The sequence below is a fragment of the uncultured Algibacter sp. genome (assembly GCF_947495675.1).
Taxonomy (GTDB): Bacteria; Bacteroidota; Bacteroidia; order Flavobacteriales; family Flavobacteriaceae; genus Algibacter_B.
Genome location: NZ_CANLZX010000028.1, coordinates 1 through 19,874 on the forward strand (window position 1 = coordinate 1; position 19,874 = coordinate 19,874).

The window sequence follows — 19,874 nt, forward strand, 5'->3', positions numbered from 1 at the left end:
ATAAAATCAAAACAAGCTGTTCTTTTATTCCAATTAGTAACATATTGTATTATAAAATTTTCATATTTTTTTTGCTTAACATCATCTTTAAACAATCTTCCTTTCAGTTTTTCATATTCAAAAACTTCTTTCTCTGTTCTTTCGGTATTAAAATAGTTACTGGTATGAGAGTTAGTTGCTCCCCAAACAATAGGTAATCTTGTTTGTTCTTGCCAAAATTTAACAGCTCCACGTGTAAATTGATAGTCAAAATGAGAGAAAAAGTTTGGACTTAGCCGATATCTTTCACCGTTAGTAGTTTCACCGTAAATCTTATAAGTATAATTTAAAGGTGAATCATACCAAGTTAAGGGCTTAGCTTGGCACCAAAATCGTCCTCCTCCAATTATAATTATTGAAATAATAAAATATTTTTTATTAAAAATTTTAGCAAGATTAAATTTTTTTACTGAAAAAATGAATGTTGATGCAATGAGTATCACAATCCACATCCAAAAGAAAATTCCTGTATAACCAAAGATTCCAATGTGCATAATGGTAGCTCCAAAAATTAAAAAGCGTGCCCATTTTGTATTAATAAAAAATAAAAACATCCCACATTCTATTACAATAGTAAATACCCTTGAGGGAATATTAAACCAACTTAAAAATTCAGTTATATCATTTATTGAATTGGTCGTTAAAAATGATAACCAACCATTAGCGTAGCCTGAAGGAACAAGAAAATTTGTTTGGTTTTTAAATATCCAATTTATATTTAATTTATTTAATCCAGAAGTCAGGTAATGTGTTGCAATTAAGCAACCAAGCATAAATATAAAAGTTGTTGGTTTAAAAGTTTTGGTAATAAGTTTTAGAATATAAAATGTAATAAATAATATAAGAATTTTAATTAAAAGTAAAGGAGGCGATGCAATAGAAAAAGTTGGAAGAAACTCAAATTGCCCTAATATAACTAATAAAACAGTAATGTAAGGGAGTAAAAAAAAAGGTTTCCAGTAAACACATAGAGTTAACAAAACCAATAATAGCCTGTCTCCATAATGAACTTTATTAAAAAAGAAATTAACATCGTAGGTTGCATAAAACCAAGTTAATGTTAGTGTCACTATAATTAAAAAGTACCTTATTAAATTACTACCTCCAAAATTGCGCCATGTTATAAGTAGTTTTTTATTGAAGTATCCAATAAAAACTAAAAAAAGAACTAACAGATAGGGTTTACTAATTTGTTTTTTTAAAAACTCTAAATAAATAAAGTCATTATAATAAGCGTCAATTGGCAAGGTGGATATCCGAAATAGCCCTTGGTGCAATATAAAATAAGAAATTAATACTATGGATAATTGGAAAGTCATTCTAATCCAATCTTGAAAATTACCATTAAAGTTATTTAAATACCTTTCGTAAATTGAATTGAAATAGTTATTCATAACAACTGCTGTTTTGTTAAAAATAGGTTTTTTTTCGTCAAAATAAGTAATTATTAGTTAACCTACAATGTATTGACTTGATAGCTTTACCAAATAGAGGTATCTTTATTAACTTTAATTAGTATTGTATTAATTCGTTGATTATCAAAAAATAAAAGTATAACTAAACCATTATATATTGGATTTATCTTGGACAAAAAAACAACTCGATTATAAACAAAAGGTTATTGACTTTGCCGAAAAGAATTTAAACAATTCTTTAAGTGAACGTGATAGAGATTGTGTTTTCTCTCGCGCAGATTGGGAAAAATGTGCAGCTTTTGGTATTCAAGGACTTGCTAGTCCACTTAAGTATGGTGGGCAATTTGATGTAGTCGACATTTTAACGGCAACATTGGCTATGGAAGGCCTTGGCTATGGTTGCAAAGATAATGGCTTACCGTTTAGCTTAAATGCACAAATGTGGACGGTACAATTGCCAATAGCGCAATTTGGCTCAGAATTTCAAAAAAATAAATACTTAAAGGCATTATCATCAGGTAAATCTATAGGATGTCACGGGTTAACAGAAACCAATGCGGGTTCAGATGTTTTTAACATGGAAACCACAGCTAAAAAAGTAGATGGAGGCTATATATTAAATGGAAGTAAAAGATTAACAACTTTAGGTCCAATAGCAGATATTGCACTAATTTTTGCTAAAACCAATCCTAAATTAGGTAAATGGGGAGTGAGTGGATTTATAGTTGAAAAAGGAACTAAAGGCTTTAGTGTGAGTGAAAACAAACCTAAAATGGGTATGCGTACTGTACCAATTGGAGATTTAATATTTGAAGATTGTTTTGTACCTGATGAAAATAGACTGGGTAAAGAAGGTGCGGGTTGGAGTATTACCATTAGTTCTCTAGAGTACGACAGATGTAACATATTAGCAAGCCAATTAGGCGCTATGGAATATCAACTAGAAACTACTATTAAGTTTGTAAAAAACAGAAAGCAATTTGGTAAATCTATTAGTGAATTTCAATCTATTTCTAATCGAATTGCAAATATGAAATTACGTATTGAAACTTCAAGACTTCTTCTTTATCAAGTGGCTTGGTTAAAAAGCCAAGGGAAATCTGCTATGATGGAAGCTGCGCTTTTAAAATTGCAGTTAAGCGAAAGTTTTGTAGCTTCAAGTATGGATGCCATTAGGTGTCATGGCGGTAGTGGGTACCTTACCGAATTTGAAATTGAACGAAATTTAAGAGATGCAATTGGAGGTGTCATCTATGCAGGTACTTCAGATATACAAAGAAATATCATTTCTCAAATACTAGGTCTTTAATTTATAATGGAAATAACCACACTTATAGATATTATTAAAAATTCTGCTGCATTATATCCAAATAATGAGGCTTTTAAGTGTGAAGATGTATCAATAACTTATAAAGAGTTAGATACTAAAACGAGCCAATTAGCTAAATGTTTAATTGATTCTGGAGTAGAAAAAGGAGATAGAGTAGGTATTTATTTAAACCGATGTATTGAAACTGCCATAGCCATTTATGGGATTTTAAAAGCAGGAGCAGCCTATGTACCTTTAGATTTTACTGCACCACATTCAAGAACACGTTTTTTAATTGATAATTGTGGTATAGCATTTTTAGTAACGTCCAATAATCAAAAAAGAAAAATCACATCGTTAGTTGATGCCGATTCTTCATTACAAGGAATATTAGGAGTATCTCTAGATATACCAATAAAAACTACATCGTGGGATTTTATTTACAAAACAAGTCTAGAAAATTATGAAGCTATAAAAGTTAGTGAAAATGATTTAGCATATATAATGTTTACTTCTGGTTCAACTGGAGCTCCAAAAGGCATTATGCATACGCATGGTAGCGGACTTAATTATGCTAAGTTATCTGCTAATTTATATCAAGTTAATAGTAAAGATAGAGTAGCAAATCATGCACCTATTAATTTCGATATTTCCACTTTTGGATACTTCACAGGACCATTGGCAGGGGCTTCAACGGTTGTAATTACTGATGCTTATACCAAATTTCCGGTAAGTCTTGCAAATTTAATGGATAAAGAAAACCTCACAATCTGGTATTCTGTGCCATTAGCATTAATTCAAATATTATTAAGTGGTGCGTTAGATAAAATTAATGTAAATGCTTTACGTTGGGTGCTTTTTGGTGGAGAAGTTTTTGCTACTAAATACTTAAAAGAACTCATTAAAAAATGGCCAAACGTAACCTTTTCTAATGTTTACGGTCCAGCAGAAGTTAATCAATGCACATATTATAATATAAATTCATCAACAAGTTTAGAAAATCAAATACCAATAGGGAAAATTTGGAATCATACCGATTATAAAATATTAGATCCTAATGATAATGAAGTTTCTAAAGGGAATAAAGGTTTATTAGTTATTAATTCTATAACCATGATGAAAGGGTATTGGAATAATAAAGAATTAACAGAAAAGTCTTTTTACATAAAAACGGATGAAGAAAACAATAAGCTAGTTTACTACAGGACCGGTGATGTTGTTTATGAAAATAAAGATAATGATATGATTTTTGTAGGTAGAAATGATAGACAAGCAAAAATTAGAGGATTCCGTATAGAATTAGATGAAATTGAATTGGTGCTTTTAAAGCATCCATCTGTAAAAGAAGCATCAGTAATTATTGTAGAGTCAGAAAATAAGAAAAAAGAACTTAATGCGGTAATTTTATTATTTGAAGATGTAAATACTACCTCAAAAGAATTGATCTCATTTTGTAAAACAAACTTACCAGTTTATTCAATTCCAGAACGCATCCAAATATTTAATAGTTTACCTAAAACAAGTTCAGGTAAAATAGATAGAAATGTTTTAAAAAATAACTTAATAACAAAAATGAATGAATAATATATTACTAAAATATATAAAAGAAGAATTGCTAAACAATGAAATTGAAGATGATTTTGATGATACTGAAGATCTTTTGGGTAGCGGTATTTTAGATTCTCTAGGGATGGTACAACTAATTGCTTTTGTTGAGGGTGAATTTAATGTACAAGTAGGACCTGAAGATATGGTAATCGAAAATTTTATGACAGTAAATCATATTGTAAATTATATACAGAGTAAATAGTTTAATATTTTAAAGATGAGTAAAGATATGGACTTAACACAAAGTCAGTTTTCATTATGGCTGGGTCAAAAATTAAACCCAGAGGCTCCCATATACAACATGGTACATGTCTTTAATATTTTTGGAAATATTAAGGTTGATTGTTTTAATAAAGCATTTCAACAATTAATTGAAAATTCGGATGCTTTACGTACTGTATTTTATGAAGATGATAATAAACCATATCAGCAAGTCTTAAAAACTTTAAATGATGAAATTGATTACTTCGACTTTTCAGATAACACAGAAATAGAATTGAACGATTGGTTAAAAGAAAGAAGCAAGAAAAAATTTGATTTATCTCAACTGCTTTTTGATTCAGTTTTAATTAAAGTATCAGATAGCCAATATACTTGGTTTTTAAATATTCACCACTTAATAACCGATGCTACATCTTCAACAATTTTATATGAATTTATGCGTCGTTTTTATAAAAATATAGTAGATAATAAAAACGAAACTACAGAACCTATCCCTAGTTTTGAGTCTTATGTAAATTATGAAGCTGAAGCTGTTATATCAGAAAAAAGCGAATCTATTAAGTCTTATTGGAAACAAAAAATTGATGGATTAAAACCTTCAATGAGTTTGTACGGCTCAAAAGGAGATTTTAAAACAACAAAGTCTAATAGAATAGTAATTAAACTTGATCAACAAAGATTAAATAAACTAAATAGTTTTAGTCAATTACCAGCTGTTAGAGCATGGTCTAAAGATTTAACATTCTTCAATATCTTTTGTACAATTCTATTTGTTTATATAAAGCGTATTAGTGCGGCAGAAAAAGTAGTTATTGGTGCGCCATCGCATAATAGATTAACTAAACAATTTAAAAACACACCCGGTTTATTTGTGGAGTTTTTTCCATTGTTAATGGATATAAAAGATGAAGATTCTTTTGAAGATGTTTTATCACGTGTTAAAATTGAAACTAATAATTACTTAAGGTATGCTAAACCTGGCATGTCTACTCCAGACTTGAATAAAAGCTATAACGTAATTCTTAATTATATTAATGCAGCTTTTTCTGATTTTAATGATTTGCCAATGACATCTGAATGGCTACACCCAGAACATTGCGACCCAAATCATTACATAAGATGCCATGTTTACGATATGGATAAGTCAGGAAGTATATCTATTCTATTAGATTTAAACGAGCATATTTTTGACGAAGAACTAACCCACAATGTTTCAAAACATTATTTAAAAGTGTTTGATGCGTTGTTAGAAAATATAAAACAACCAATAGGACAATTTCCTATTACAGGAACAGAACAAATAACTTCTTTTCTAAAACCTACACTAAAATTAGATACAGAAGACTTCTCTGTTATTGAGAGTATTGAGGAAATGGTTAAAAAAAACCCTAATGCGGTAGCGCTTCAATATAAAAAAGAAACCCTAACCTATAAAGGCTTAAATAACAAAGCAAATCAATTAGCTAATTACCTCAAAAATTCAGGAATAAGTCCAGAAGATAAAATTGCCATTTACAATTACAGGAATTCAGATTATATAATTTGTGTTTTAGCAATTATGAAACTTGGTGGAACTTTTATACCAATAGCTTCAGACCAACCTACAGAACGTATAGATTTTATAATATCAAATGCAAATTGTGCATTGGTTTTAACTAATCAAGAATTAAAGAAAAATCTAGGCAATAATGAAATTCAGATAATAGATATTCAAGCTATTAATGAAAATTTAAAAAATGAATTATCAGATAATTTAAATGTAAAACAAGATTCAAACAGCATAGCTTATGTTTTATATACTTCTGGCTCAACTGGAAACCCTAAAGGTGTTTTAATTTCAAATAAAGCATTATCTAATTATCTGTTTTGGGGTAAAGGCTATTATGATTTTTCTAGTAAATCTTCTTTTGCTCTTTTTACATCAATAGGATTTGATTTAACAATAACATCTACATTTTTACCATTAATTAGTGGTGGCAGAATTGTAGTTTATAAAGAAAATATTTCTGGCCCAGACACATCTGTTTTAGATGTTATTAAGGACAATTTAGTCGATACCATTAAATTAACCCCTTCACATTTATCGCTTTTTAAAGATAAAGATTTAACAAATTCTAATATTGAAAAAATAATTGTTGGAGGTGAAGATTTTAAAGTTAGCTTAGGTAAAGACATTACTAAATCTTTTGGAAACCGAATAAGAATTTTTAATGAATACGGCCCAACAGAAGCAACAGTAGGTTGTATTGTAAGCGAGTTTTTGCCAACAGAGCATAATAAAAGTTCTATTCCAATAGGGAAACCTATTGCTAACATGCATGCTTACATTCTTGATGATTATAAAAATTTAGTACCAAATGGAGTTGTAGGGGCACTATATTTAAGTGGTGCTAGTTTAGCAAATGGCTATCTTGGTTTAAACAGTTTAACAAAAGAAAAGTTTATTGATAACCCTTTTATTAAAGGCCTTAAAATGTATAACACAGGTGATTTAGTAAGAATAAATAAATCTGGTGAATTTGAGTATTTGGGTAGGGTAGACGAGCAAGTTAAACTTAGAGGTTACAGAATTGAGTTAACAGATATAGAATCTAATATTATAAATATTGATGGAGTCGATAATTGTGCTGTAGTGTTGGTGGAAAACAACAAAATAACTATTCCAGAAGAACATGTAATTAATTGTACAGAGTGCGGACTGCCTTCAAATTACCCAGAAACAGATTTTGATAATTCTGGTGTTTGCCATTTATGTAATGCCTTTAAAGGTTACAAAGAAAAAGCAGAAAAATACTTTAAAACAGAAGAAGAACTGAGGTCTATTTTAGTAACAAATAAAGAAAAAAATAAAACTTATGATTGCTTATCGCTTTTAAGTGGCGGTAAAGATAGTACCTATATTTTAGCCCAATTAGTAGGTATGGGTTTAAAGGTATTGACTTTTACTTTAGATAATGGTTATATATCAGAACAAGCAAAAGAAAATGTAAATCGCATTGTAGAAAAACTTGGTGTAGATCATATATATGCACAAACCGAACATATGAATGATATTTTTATTGATAGTTTAAATAGACACCAAAACGTATGTAATGGGTGTTTTAAAACCATTTATACATTGAGTACTAAAATAGCCATGGAAAAAGAAATTCCATTTATAGTTACAGGTTTATCTCGTGGTCAGTTTTTTGAAACAAGGTTAACAGAAGAGCTTTTTTGGGAAGAAGATATAGACGTTACAAAAATTGATGATGCCATTTTAGAGGTTAGGAAACTCTATCATAGAGAAGAAGATGCTGTAAAAGATTTACTTGAAGTTTCTATGTTTGAAGATGATGAGGTTTTTGATAAAGTACAGTTCGTTGATTTCTACAGGTATTCTGATGTAAGTTTAGAAGAAATGCTTGTTTATTTAGATGAAAAAGTAGGATGGATAAGGCCTACAGATACAGGGCGTTCAACAAACTGCTTAATAAACCAAGTTGGTATTTATGTTCATAAAAAAGAAAAGGGATATAGTAATTATTCTTTTCCTTACAGCTGGGATGTGCGTTTAGGCCATAAAACACGCGATGAAAGTCTTGAGGAGATCAATGAATATATTGATGAAGTTGAGGTGAAACGTATCATGGAAGAAATAGGTTATAAAGAGTCTGATGCTTTTGAAGCAGACCAGAAACTAGTTGCTTATTATACCGGTAATTCGTCATTATCTTCAAAAGATTTAAAAAATCATTTATCAAAAAAAATTCCAAGCTACATGATGCCTTCTAACTTTATGGTTTTAGAGAAAATGCCCCTCACTAAAAATGGAAAAATAGATAAAAGCGAACTAAAAAGTTTAAATATTAAAACCTTTGATGATGATACTACGTATGTGCCTGTAAGAAATGAAATTGATGAACTTATTGAAGGCGTTTGGAAGGATGTACTACGATTAAATAAAATTGGAATTCATGATAATTTTATAGCATTAGGAGGTCATTCATTAGCAGCGATAAGAGTTACATCAAGAATTAATGAAGAATTAGGAATGGAAATTCCTTTAAATAAAGTATTTAATTTACCTACCATAGAGGAGTATTCAAATTATATAGAAAAAATAATGGTTGAGTTTTTAGAAGAATAATTGATGTATTGGTATCAATAAAAATGAAAGAAATTAAAATATATATCGTAAAATTTTTAGCTATTGTAATTAGTGCAATATATATCCTCATGCCAATACACAAAGAGGTTAAAAGCACATTGCATAATATTTCACATTATATTCAAAAGCCTAGTGTAGTTCTATCTCATAATAAATACGAGAATAAAAAAATAAACATTAAGAAATCAACTTTTTCTAATCATGACCACAAAATAATTGACCTTTTAGATTATTTTATTGGTTTAGATAATAAAAATAATAATTCAAATAAACCAAGTCTAGTAGATGTCAAGATTGACAAACATTATTATTCACCAAAATATAATCTAGTAAGGATAATAATAAACGAGTCACCTTTTGTTTTTAATAATTATAATGAAGAATTAAAAGACGGTTTTAACAGAAAAATTAAAGTACCTCCAAAAGCTATTCTAATGCAGCACTTATAATTAGTGATACAATTATATAATATTTTAATTATCTAACTTAGATGGAGTTAGTTATACATTTCTTCATTTTTAAGTGATTCCTTGGTGCTGCATTATTAAGCAAAATATTCTATTTATTATTTAATAACTACCTATAATTTAATAGCTAATAAAGCTTTTAAGTTGTAGGTGTAAAGTGAAATAAAATGAAAAAACATATAATTTTTTATCTCCTAGTTTTTGTTTTTAGTAGTATGCAAGCCCATGAATTAAGTGGTACAGTAATATCTGAAGACAATGAAAAACCATTACAAGGTGTTGGAGTTTATAATAAAAATACTGGTGCTTATACCTATACTAATGTATCAGGCTATTTCGAATTAGATGACATCTCAATAGGCGATGTTGTGTATTTCTACCAATTAGGTTACGAAAACCAAGAACTTATTATTAATGAGTCTCATTTAGATAGTTCTATTGATATATATTTATTAATATCTTCAGCTTCTTTAGATCAAGTTTTAATAGTATCTAAAGTAAATGTTTTAAGTACATTTTTAAACCTAGACTTAAAAACAAGCCCTGTAAAATCATCACAAGAAGTTTTACGTAAAATACCAGGCTTAATCATTGGGCAACATGCTGGTGGTGGTAAAGCAGAACAAATATTTTTAAGAGGTTTTGATATTGATCATGGAACAGATATAGCCATAGATGTTGATGGTATGCCTGTAAATATGGTTTCACACGCACATGGTCAAGGCTATGCAGATATGCATTTTATTATCCCAGAAACTATTGATAACATCGATTTTGGTAAAGGTTCATATTATGCAGATAAAGGAAATTTTAATACTGCTGGTTATGTTGATATAAATACTAAGAAAACCATTAGTGATAACGTCCTTTCCTTAGAGGCTGGTCAATTCAATACATTACGTGCATTAAGTATGGTTAAACTTGTTGACGAAGAAAATAGTTCAGCATATTTAGCTTCAGAATTAATGCTTTCTGATGGAGTTTTTGAGTCACCTCAAAATTTTAATCGTATTAATATTATGGGGCGTTATAATTTTAATAATTATGAAGATCAACAATTTAATATGGCTATTTCTCACTTTCAAAGTAAATGGGACGCTTCTGGACAAATACCTGTACGAGCTGTTGAAAGTGGACAAATAAGTCGATTTGGAGCTATTGATGATACTGAGGGCGGAAATACTAGTAGAAGTAATATTTGGTTAAGTCATAGCAAACAGTTAGATGAACACTCTAATATAAAATCATCTGCATATATTACGAAATATGATTTTGAATTGTTTTCAAACTTCACATTTTTTTTAGAAGATCCTGTTAATGCAGATCAAATTCGTCAATATGAAAATAGAACAATTATTGGCGCAAAAACAGCTTTCGAGCATTCTTTTCATCTTGAAGATCATGATGCACAGCTAAAATACGAACTAGGGGTTGGTTTTAGATATGATGATGTAAACGACGTGCAATTATCAAGAACTAAAAACAGACAAGAGCTGTTAGAACGTTTGGCCTATGGAAATGTAGACGAATTAAACGGATTTTCATTCGCTAATTTAACTTTTAAGAAGAATAAATGGACAATAAATCCAGGATTACGTTTAGATTATTTCAACTTTGATTATGAGAATTTATTAACTGAAACTTATGATAATAAAAGTGAAACTAAACTTTTATTAAGCCCTAAATTAAATGTAATACTTGCTGCCTCTTCAAAATTACAATTGTTTGCTAAAACAGGGCTAGGTTATCATTCTAACGATACTAGAGTAGTTACTGCCAATAATGGTAAGGAAATTTTACCAACTGCATTTGGAACAGATATTGGGTTTATTACAAAACCAACTGATAGATTAGTTATTAATGCTGCGTTATGGAGTTTGTTTTTACAACAAGAATTTGTTTACGTAGGCGATGCAGGTATTGTAGAACCTAGTGGTAAAACAAAACGTTACGGAGTCGATTTTGGTTTGCGTTACCAATTTAACGATTGGTTATTTTTTAATACTGATGTTAATTATACCTACGCTAGAAGTAGCGAAGAACCTAGTGGTGAAGATTATATTCCTTTAGCACCAGATTTAACATCGTCGGGTAGTTTAAACTTTAAAGATTTAAATAATTTTTCTGGCGGATTGAGTTATAGATTTATTAAAGATAGACCAGCAAATGAAGATAACTCAATAGTGGCTGATGGTTATTTTATTACCGATTTAAATTTGAATTATAGTCATAAAAATTGGACATTTGGTTTAATTGTTGAAAATTTATTTGATAGCGAATGGAACGAAACACAGTTTGCTACAGAAAGTAGATTGTTTAACGAACCTGATTCGGTAGAAGAAATACATTTCACACCAGGAACTCCATTCTTTTTAAGAGGAAAAGTTTCTGTTAGGTTTTAAAATATTTAATTTTTATTTTGAAGCGCACCTTTTATGGTGCGCTTTTTGTTTATTGTTTTTAAACTTTAACAATATATTAGTAAGGGTTGTAAGGATTTGCTGTCTTAATACTTAGATAGACAAAATCTTTCTTACTACTTTTGCTTTTAGTGATTTTTTAAATTTTTAAAAATCCAATCAATTAAGAAAAATAAATATTTATGAAAAATATATTTTTTAGTGTATTACTATTGATTTCTGCAAACATGTTTTCGCAAATTCTTGAACCAGTAAAATGGACTACATCTGTAAAGAAAATATCTAATTCGGAGTACGAGCTTATCGCTACTGCTAATATTGAAGATGAATGGCATTTATACTCTCAAAACGTTCCTGAAGGAGGTCCAGTTTCTACACAGTTTACTTTTGAAGGTAATAACAAATATTTAAAAAAGGGAAATACAAAAGAAGAAGAAGGACAAATAGTTGATGACCCTACATTTAACATGAAAGTTAAATATTTTGAAAATCAAACAACATTCACTCAACTTATTAAGCTTAAAAGTAAGCCACCATTTAAAATTAACTCAGAAGTTAATTATATGGTTTGTGATAATTCAAAATGTATAATGCCAGATCCTGCAATGTTAGTGTTCAATTTGCAATAAGTTAAAATTACATAATCTTAAATTACATGATAAAACGTATTCTCTTTGTATTAGTTTTAATGGCTTTTACAGTTGGTTATTCTCAAATACTAGAACCCGTAAAATGGAAAACTAGTACAGAGAAAATTTCAGATACTGAATACAATTTAATAAGTACAGCTACTATTGAGTCTGGATGGCACTTATATTCACAAGATGTTCCAGATGATGGTCCTATACCAACAACTTTTACTTTTGATGATGCTAATGGAGCATTCAAGTTTATTGGAAACACAAGTGAAGATGAAGGTCACATTGTAGACGATCCTGTATTTCAAATGAAAATTAAATTCTTCGAAAAATCAGCAGTTTTTATTCAAAAAGTGCAATTAATGGGTGATGTAAAAACGGTTAATGGTTTTGTTGAATTTATGGTTTGTGATGATGGTAGATGTTTGCCACCAACAGAGGTCGAATTGGTTTTTAATATAAATGGAAATATAAATACAGAAAATGTTAATACAAACGCAAATCAATCTATAGATAATAATTCAGTAAATAAATTACTTTATGGCATGACACCAGAGAATATAACTTTAGTGTCTGGAAAAATTGAAGATAAAAAATCACTTTGGACTATTTTCGGGTTAGGTTTTTTAGGTGGTTTGTTAGCATTATTAACTCCTTGTGTATTTCCAATGATTCCGCTTACTGTAAGCTTTTTTACTAAAAAAGGTGGTCAAAACAAAAGTTCTGGTGTTGGCAAAGCATTGTTATATGGTTTCTTTATTTTATTAGTTTATCTAATATTAAGTATTCCTTTTCATCTTTTAGATTCGGTTAACCCAGATATTTTAAATGAAATATCAACTAACGTGTGGTTAAATATAATCTTCTTTTTAGTTTTTTTGTTTTTTGCATTTTCATTCTTTGGATATTATGAGTTAACATTACCAGCAAGTTGGACAAACAAAACAACACAAGGCGAAAATGCTGGTGGCCTAATTGGTATATTTTTTATGGCGTTAACTTTAGCAATTGTTTCATTTTCATGTACTGGACCTATTTTAGGTTCTTTACTAGCTGGTTCTTTAACTGCCGATGGTGGCGCATGGCAACTCACAGCGGGTATGGCTGGTTTTGGTGTGTCCTTAGGTTTGCCTTTTGCTTTGTTCGCAATGTTTCCTAATATGATGAATGCGTTGCCTAAGTCTGGTGGTTGGTTAAATACAACTAAGGTTATATTAGGATTTTTAGAGTTAGCTTTAGCTTTCAAGTTCTTATCTAATGCCGATTTAGTAAAACATTGGGGACTATTAAAAATTGAGCCTTTCTTAATACTTTGGATTATTATTTTTGCTGGTTTAGCACTTTATTTATTCGGAAAAATAAAGTTTCCTCATGATTCTCCAATTAAAAAATTATCGTTTTCAAGAATTGCTGGTGGTATTTTAGTAGCAGCATTTACTATTTATTTAGCATCAGGATTTAGAGTAAATAAAGAAACAAAAACATTTACACCTTTAACGTTATTAAGTGGTTTAGCACCACCTGTTGGATACAGTTGGTTTTATCCAAGCACGTCAACAAATAATTTAAAAACTTTTAAAGATTTAAAAGAAGGTATTGCTTATGCTAAACAAGTTAATAAACCTATAATGATTGATTTTACTGGTTATGCTTGTGTTAACTGTAGAAAAATGGAAGAGCATATTTGGCCGTTAGAAAAAATTGATAATTACCTAAGAAACGAGTATGTTTTAATTTCGTTGTATGTCGATGATAAAAAAGACTTGCCAACAAATCAAAAGGTTGAAGTTAATAGAGTTAATGGCGGTAAGCGATTATTGAAAAATTACGGTCATAAATGGGCTAACTTCCAAACACAATTTTTTAAATCGAATTCGCAACCTTATTACGTATTATTAAATTCTGAAGGTACTCAGGTATTAAATGAGCCTGTAGGTTACACACCAGATGAAGATGATTATGTTAAATTTTTAGAAAACGGATTAGAAGTATTCAATAAGCAATAATGTATAAGATTATGAAAAAAGTTATATATATACTAGCAATGGTAGCTTTAATGTTTACTTCTTGTAAAAAAGAAGAAGAAAAAAAGCCTGAAACTATAGAAGAAGAAATACAAACAGTTAATGATAAAAGTGAAGAGGCATCTCTTTTTATAGGTAAAGCAGCACCTAAATTTAAGAATTACGAAAATTATTCAGGCGGCAGCACATCATTAGATGATTTAAAGGGAAAATATGTTTATATAGATTTATGGGCAACTTGGTGCGGCCCATGTAAAGCAGAAATTCCAGCGTTAAAAAGAGTAGAGAAAGCTTATCATGGTAAAAATATAGCATTTGTTAGTATTTCTTTAGATAGTGCTAATGCACATGACGCTTGGAGAACAATGGTTGAAAAAAAGGAATTAACAGGTATACAATTATACGCAAAAGGTGATCAGAAATTTGCCAGAGATTTTAAAGTTACTTCCATACCAAGATTTATTTTAATTGATCCAAATGGCATAGTAATTAATGATAATGCACCAAGGCCTTCAAATAAAAAATTGATTAACCTATTAGATGCTTTAAATATATAATTATATTTAAGTAATAGTTTTTAATAAAAAACAATTTTACTTGTAATATTGAAAGTTGGTTTTTTAATAATCTAACATTATGAGTTCTAAAAATGAAGTTTCACAACTTGAACAATACTTTGAAAAGTTTAGGAGTAATATTGTTGGTATTAATCAATACTTTGATTCACCTTACGGAAGAAAAAAAATAATATATGCAGATTGGACTGCAAGCGGTAGGTTATATAAACCTATTGAAGAAAAACTACTTAATGAAATAGGTCCATTTGTAGCCAATACACATACAGAAACATCTATTACGGGTTCAACAATGACTTTGGCTTATCATCAGGCTAGAAATATTATTAAAGGTCATGTAAATGCTTCAAAAGATGATGTGCTTATAACAGTTGGTACTGGTATGACAGGCGCTATAAATAAGTTTCAGCGCATTTTAGGACTTAAACTAAGTGAAAATTTAAAAGATGATACTATAATTCCAGAAGCAAAACGACCAATTATTTTTGTGTCACATATGGAGCATCATTCTAATCAAACCTCATGGTTAGAAACCATTGCTAGGGTAGAAGTGATTCCTTCTAATAAAGCAGGCTTGCCTTGTACAAAAAAGTTAAAAACTCTTATAGAAAAACATAAAGAGTGTCCCATTAAAATTGCAGCTATTACAGGATGTTCTAATGTTACCGGGATTAGAACAAACTATCATGAAGTTGCAAAAATAATGCACCAAAATAATGGTTTATGCTTTGTTGATTTTGCATGTTCTGCACCATATGTAAGTATTAATATGCATCCAAAAGAAGAAGATGAATATTTAGATGCTATCACCTTTTCACCACATAAATTTTTAGGAGGTCCTGGAGCCTCAGGCGTATTAGTCTTTAATAAAAAATTATATAAAAATTTAGTACCTGATAATCCTGGAGGTGGTACTGTAAGTTACACTAATCCTTGGGGTAATCATGATTATATTGATGATATTGAAACCAGAGAAGATGGAGGAACTCCTGGGTTTTTACAAGCTATTAGAATTGCACTTTCAATTCAATTGAAAGAAGAAATGGGTGTTCAGAACATTTTAGATAGAGAACACGAATTGAATGCAATAGTTTTTGACAGGCTTTCAAAAATTGAAAACTTAAAAATTTTAGCTCCTGAGCATAAAAATAGGTTAGGAGTGTTTTCGTTTTATATTGATAATGCTCATTATAATTTAATTGTTAAACTCTTGAATGATAAGTTTGGAGTACAATCTCGGGGCGGGTGTTCTTGTGCTGGAACATATGGGCATTATTTGCTGCATGTAGATCAATTAACATCTAGAGCCATTGAAGAGAAAATACTAGAAGGTTGTTTAATGGAACGGCCTGGTTGGATTAGAATGTCTATTCATCCAACAATGACTAATAATGATATTGAATTTATTTGTGAAGCTATAAAGGAAGTTTCTAAGCATTATAAAATTTGGGGTAAAGATTATGAATACAATGCTATTAAGAACGAGTATATTTATAAAGAAAGCCATGATGCAGAAAAGGTTATAACAAAAAACTGGTTTAAACTTTAAAAGTTTAAACCAGTTTTTTTACTCTACTTTATTAAGAGATTATTTCTCTAAAATTTCAACCTCAAACAATTTGTCCCAACGTTTGCCAGTAACAAAAATCGTTTTGGTTTTTGGGTTGTATGCAATACCGTTTAATACATCTAATCCTTGATGTTGGGTAACTAACTTCTTTAAGGGCTTAAAATCTACAACGCCAATAACTGCGCCATTTTCAGGATTAATAATAGCAACACCATCTTTTTGATAACGATTGGCATATATTTTTCCATCAATCCATTCCATTTCATTAATACCTACAATTTTACCTTTATTAGTATATACTTGAATGTAATCTTGTTCTGCTAATGTTTCAGAATTTAATAACCATATTTTTTCAGTTCCATCACTCTTGTAAATCGTATTATTGTTATGGCATAAGCCCCAGCCTTCTTTACTATTTCCATATCTAAAGCTACTTAGTTTTTCAAAAGTATTAACATCGTAAACAAAGCCTGTTCCTTTCTGCCAAGTTAGTTGGTATACTTTATTGTTCAAAATAGTTAAACCTTCACCAAAATATTCATCAGCTAAATCAATGTTTTTAAGAATTGTTCCAGTTTTGTAATCTAACTTTCTAAGCTTAGACTCTTTTAGTTGTCCTGTACTTTCGTAAAGAGTATCATTATAAAATTCTAAACCCTGTGTGTAAGATGTTATGTCGTGCGGATATTCATTAATTATTTTATAAGTATATACTTTGGGTAATTCACTATTTAAAATAGTTACTGTAGAAGTTGTAGTTTGTTTTTCTCCATTAAAATATACTGTGGCTTCAATAGTTTGTTTTCCTAATTTAAAACTACTCAAAGCTGAGTTTTTATTAATTGAACTTCCGTTTAAACGATAAGAAACAGAATCAATTGTATGTCCTTTTTTGTTTTCTAAAGACAACTTTAAAGTTTCACTATTAGCAATATTACCTTTTTCGGCATTTGTTTTTATAGAGAAATCACTTTTTTTCTGACCTGAATTTGAACCACAAGAAATTAGTAATCCACTTAAAAATATGATTGTGAGATATTTGAATGTGTTCATTATAGATTTTAAATTTAAAGCAAGATATTTATTTAAAATCAGTTTAAAAAATCATTGTGAAAATTTTAAAAGGTTGTATCTTTGCCACGGGCAAGTCCTACACAACCAGCTCCTGTTGAATCCTCCAGGTCGGGAACGAAGCAAAGGTAAATGGTCGTAGCGGTGTGATGTAGGTAGCTTGCCTTTTTTTATACAATAAACTCAAATCTTGAAAGCTTTAGCGAATCAAGATTTTTTTAGTTTTATATATTTCCACTAAGGTGGGAATCTCATCATTTATTATTATCGTATTTTTAAAAAATAAATAGAGAAAATCATGTCTAAAGTTGTTTTAATAACTGGAGGTTCTTCAGGAATCGGTAAATCTATAGGTGAGTTTTTAGTTACTAAAGACTTTATTGTTTACGGTACAAGTAGAAACCCTGAAAATTATAAAGAAAGTAAGTTTCCAATTTTAGCTTTAAATGTAAAAGATGAAACTTCAATCTCTAATACTGTAAATACCGTTATTAAAAAAGAAGGTAAACTAGATGTGGTTATAAATAATGCTGGTGCAGGAATTACTGGACCAATTGAGGAAATTCCAAATGAAGAGATTAAAAATAATTTCGACACTAATTTTTTTGGTCCTATAAATGTTATAAAAGCAGTTTTGCCTCAAATGCGTAAACAACATTCTGGATTAATAATCAATATAACTTCAATTGCTGGTTATATGGGTTTACCTTACCGTGGTGTGTATAGTGCTAGTAAAGGTGCTTTAGAGTTGTTAACAGAAGCTTTTAGGATGGAGATAAAAGACTTTAATATAAATATGACTAATGTTGCGCCTGGAGATTTTGCAACCAATATTGCTGCAGGAAGATATCATTCACCGTTACTTGAAAATTCACCATATAAAAAGCCTTATGGAGATACTTTAGATTTAATGAATACGCATGTTGATAATGGCAGTAATCCTGATATTATGGCTAAAGCGATTTACAAAATTATAAATACACCAAATCCGAAAGGGCATTATAAAGTAGGGGAGTTTTTGCAAAAGTTTTCTATTGTATTAAAACGAATATTACCAGATAAGGTTTATGAAAAAATGCTAATGAATCACTATAAACTATAGCCTATTTATTAATCAATCCAAGTAATTGTTCTTCAAAATGGATTGAAAAAATATTAGTATTACTATCAATTATGTTTTTGTTTTTATCAACTAATATGGTTTTTGTCATAGGGTAAATAGCTAATAAATTTGATGATTTTTCAGGGTTTTTAAATTTAAATTCATTAATTCTATCAAACCCATTATCTTGTAATAATTTGTTTGATTTGTCTAAATCATAATCATCTATATTAATTGATATAAATTTAACTTCAGGGTATTTTTTCTTTAGCTCGATTAATTTGTAATGACTTTCTTTAAAATGTTCATAATAAGTATGAGACCAAAAACTTAAAACTGTAGGTGAATTAATTTGAGATCCTATTTTTAGTTCTTCTTTATTATAGTTTATTATATCAATGTTAGGCATTTTAGAGCCTTCTTTCAAGCTATTAAATGAAGTAGTATAACTAACCATCATTTTTTTACCCTTTTCACTTTTGCTTTTATCTAAATAAGATTTTAAAAGTGCATCATTGTGTTCTACATTTTTACTTTTGGATAAGTACCTCATTGTAAAATGATATAAGAGCTCGTCTTTAGTAGTTGGATTTAAAATTAAACTATCAATAAGTTTAAGTCTATCTAAGTTATAGCACAAGGATTTTCTATCAAAACACGCATTATTATCATGAATATCATGAGTTTTAAGTGTTAAGTTACTTAAACTATATCTTAAAAATTTATTGTAATTATGATGTCTACTTAAAAAAGTGTCATTATAATTTATGTCTTTTCTATAGTCATAAAAATCATTAGGTAATGATTTTAAAATAGCAGCTTTGTTTTTTCCAAAATGTACAAATGGGTATACTTCTTTACTAGAGTAATAAGAATAATCAATATTTGCTTTTGCTATTTTTAAAAATAAAGGAGAAGGATTGTATTTAGTTTTAAAATGCTCTAAAGCTTTTATTTTAGAAGCTTTTATTGAATCAACACGTTTCTGAAAAACGGCCCCATCAAGTTGACTAAGTTTAATAATGTACTTTTCTTCTTCTTCATTTTCGTTAAACTCGTTAATAAAGTAATTGTTTTTTTTGGCGCCTTTGCCACTATAAACAAGAGATTCGTCAAAATCTAAAGTATTTAATCTAAATAATAAGCTATCCTCTGGTTCTAACAATATTAATTGATATTCGCCACCGTGCCTAAAAGTGTATATCCCTTCTTTTAAGGTGTCAATTTTATAAAGAAATCTGTTTTTACCATCTAACCTTACCGT

Annotated in this window: 14 protein-coding genes and 1 other RNA gene; 12 read left to right on the forward strand and 3 right to left on the reverse strand. The window is 29.3% G+C overall.

Features of this window, described 5'->3' with window-relative positions; genetic code table 11:
• Nucleotides 1–1,433, reverse strand: a 1,433-nt coding sequence (locus Q0842_RS15465; RefSeq protein ID WP_298500276.1) for a hypothetical protein, incomplete at its 3' end; no start/stop codon positions are given.
• A gap of 178 nt (nucleotides 1,434–1,611) precedes the next feature.
• Between Q0842_RS15465 and Q0842_RS15470 the strand changes: the two genes are divergently transcribed.
• The 10 genes from Q0842_RS15470 (at nucleotide 1,612) to Q0842_RS15515 (ending at nucleotide 16,416) form a co-directional block, all read left to right on the forward strand.
• Entirely contained in the window at nucleotides 1,612–2,763 is a 1,152-nt protein-coding gene (locus tag Q0842_RS15470) for an acyl-CoA dehydrogenase family protein (RefSeq protein ID WP_298500279.1), read from the forward strand.
• Nucleotides 2,764–2,769: 6 nt separating this feature from the next.
• Nucleotides 2,770–4,347 carry an amino acid adenylation domain-containing protein gene (locus Q0842_RS15475; protein ID WP_298500282.1) on the forward strand — a complete coding sequence of 526 codons (1,578 nt, stop codon included), beginning with the start codon at nucleotides 2,770–2,772 and terminating at the stop codon, nucleotides 4,345–4,347.
• A 28-nt stretch (nucleotides 4,348–4,375) separates the two neighbouring features.
• Complete coding sequence (locus Q0842_RS15480) at nucleotides 4,376–4,573, forward strand: acyl carrier protein (protein ID WP_298500285.1); 198 nt, start codon at nucleotides 4,376–4,378, stop codon at nucleotides 4,571–4,573.
• Nucleotides 4,574–4,588: 15 nt separating this feature from the next.
• A complete protein-coding gene (locus Q0842_RS15485) occupies nucleotides 4,589–8,722 on the forward strand; it encodes an amino acid adenylation domain-containing protein (protein WP_298500288.1) in 4,134 nt (1,377 codons plus the stop codon).
• 89 nt (nucleotides 8,723–8,811) lie between these two features.
• Nucleotides 8,812–9,192, forward strand: coding sequence for a hypothetical protein (locus Q0842_RS15490; RefSeq protein ID WP_298500292.1), 381 nt, complete (start codon nucleotides 8,812–8,814; stop codon nucleotides 9,190–9,192).
• 185 nt (nucleotides 9,193–9,377) lie between these two features.
• Complete coding sequence (locus Q0842_RS15495; protein WP_298500295.1) at nucleotides 9,378–11,612, forward strand: TonB-dependent receptor; 2,235 nt, start codon at nucleotides 9,378–9,380, stop codon at nucleotides 11,610–11,612.
• 200 nt (nucleotides 11,613–11,812) lie between these two features.
• A complete protein-coding gene (locus tag Q0842_RS15500) occupies nucleotides 11,813–12,259 on the forward strand; it encodes a protein-disulfide reductase DsbD domain-containing protein (protein WP_298500298.1) in 447 nt (148 codons plus the stop codon).
• Between the two features lie 26 nt (nucleotides 12,260–12,285).
• The gene (locus Q0842_RS15505; RefSeq protein ID WP_298500301.1) at nucleotides 12,286–14,274 is read left to right on the forward strand and encodes a thioredoxin family protein; all 1,989 of its coding nucleotides are present in this window, start codon (nucleotides 12,286–12,288) and stop codon (nucleotides 14,272–14,274) included.
• 11 nt (nucleotides 14,275–14,285) lie between these two features.
• Nucleotides 14,286–14,849, forward strand: a complete 564-nt coding sequence (locus Q0842_RS15510) for a TlpA disulfide reductase family protein (protein ID WP_298500304.1) — start codon at nucleotides 14,286–14,288, stop codon at nucleotides 14,847–14,849.
• 79 nt (nucleotides 14,850–14,928) lie between these two features.
• Nucleotides 14,929–16,416 (forward strand): aminotransferase class V-fold PLP-dependent enzyme, encoded by a 1,488-nt coding sequence (locus tag Q0842_RS15515; protein WP_298500307.1) that lies wholly within the window; start codon nucleotides 14,929–14,931, stop codon nucleotides 16,414–16,416.
• 39 nt (nucleotides 16,417–16,455) lie between these two features.
• On the opposite strand, the gene Q0842_RS15520 is transcribed toward Q0842_RS15515, so the two are convergent.
• Entirely contained in the window at nucleotides 16,456–17,490 is a 1,035-nt protein-coding gene (locus tag Q0842_RS15520) for a glutaminyl-peptide cyclotransferase (protein ID WP_298500310.1), read from the reverse strand.
• A gap of 88 nt (nucleotides 17,491–17,578) precedes the next feature.
• On the opposite strand from Q0842_RS15520, the gene ffs reads away from it, so the two are divergent.
• An RNA gene (gene ffs, locus Q0842_RS15525) (signal recognition particle sRNA small type) lies at nucleotides 17,579–17,677 on the forward strand.
• A gap of 129 nt (nucleotides 17,678–17,806) precedes the next feature.
• The gene (locus tag Q0842_RS15530) at nucleotides 17,807–18,610 is read left to right on the forward strand and encodes an SDR family oxidoreductase (RefSeq protein ID WP_298500313.1); all 804 of its coding nucleotides are present in this window, start codon (nucleotides 17,807–17,809) and stop codon (nucleotides 18,608–18,610) included.
• A gap of 1 nt (nucleotide 18,611) precedes the next feature.
• Here Q0842_RS15530 and Q0842_RS15535 read toward each other — a convergent pair.
• Nucleotides 18,612–19,874: hypothetical protein (locus tag Q0842_RS15535; RefSeq protein ID WP_298500316.1), on the reverse strand; the 1,263-nt coding region annotated here is incomplete at its 5' end.

What these genes read in the sequence shown, in the direction of transcription:
- Q0842_RS15475 (WP_298500282.1), top strand. Translation starts at nt 2,770, where the DNA reads ATGGAAATAACCACACTTATAGATATTATTAAAAATTCTGCTGCATTA.
- Q0842_RS15515 (WP_298500307.1), top strand. Translation starts at nt 14,929, where the DNA reads ATGAGTTCTAAAAATGAAGTTTCACAACTTGAACAATACTTTGAAAAG.
- Q0842_RS15530 (WP_298500313.1), top strand. Translation starts at nt 17,807, where the DNA reads ATGTCTAAAGTTGTTTTAATAACTGGAGGTTCTTCAGGAATCGGTAAA.
- Q0842_RS15510 (WP_298500304.1), top strand. Translation starts at nt 14,286, where the DNA reads ATGAAAAAAGTTATATATATACTAGCAATGGTAGCTTTAATGTTTACT.
- Q0842_RS15495 (WP_298500295.1), top strand. Translation starts at nt 9,378, where the DNA reads ATGAAAAAACATATAATTTTTTATCTCCTAGTTTTTGTTTTTAGTAGT.
- Q0842_RS15520 (WP_298500310.1), bottom strand. Translation starts at nt 17,490, where the DNA reads ATGAACACATTCAAATATCTCACAATCATATTTTTAAGTGGATTACTA.
- Q0842_RS15500 (WP_298500298.1), top strand. Translation starts at nt 11,813, where the DNA reads ATGAAAAATATATTTTTTAGTGTATTACTATTGATTTCTGCAAACATG.
- Q0842_RS15485 (WP_298500288.1), top strand. Translation starts at nt 4,589, where the DNA reads ATGAGTAAAGATATGGACTTAACACAAAGTCAGTTTTCATTATGGCTG.
- Q0842_RS15505 (WP_298500301.1), top strand. Translation starts at nt 12,286, where the DNA reads ATGATAAAACGTATTCTCTTTGTATTAGTTTTAATGGCTTTTACAGTT.
- Q0842_RS15490 (WP_298500292.1), top strand. Translation starts at nt 8,812, where the DNA reads ATGCCAATACACAAAGAGGTTAAAAGCACATTGCATAATATTTCACAT.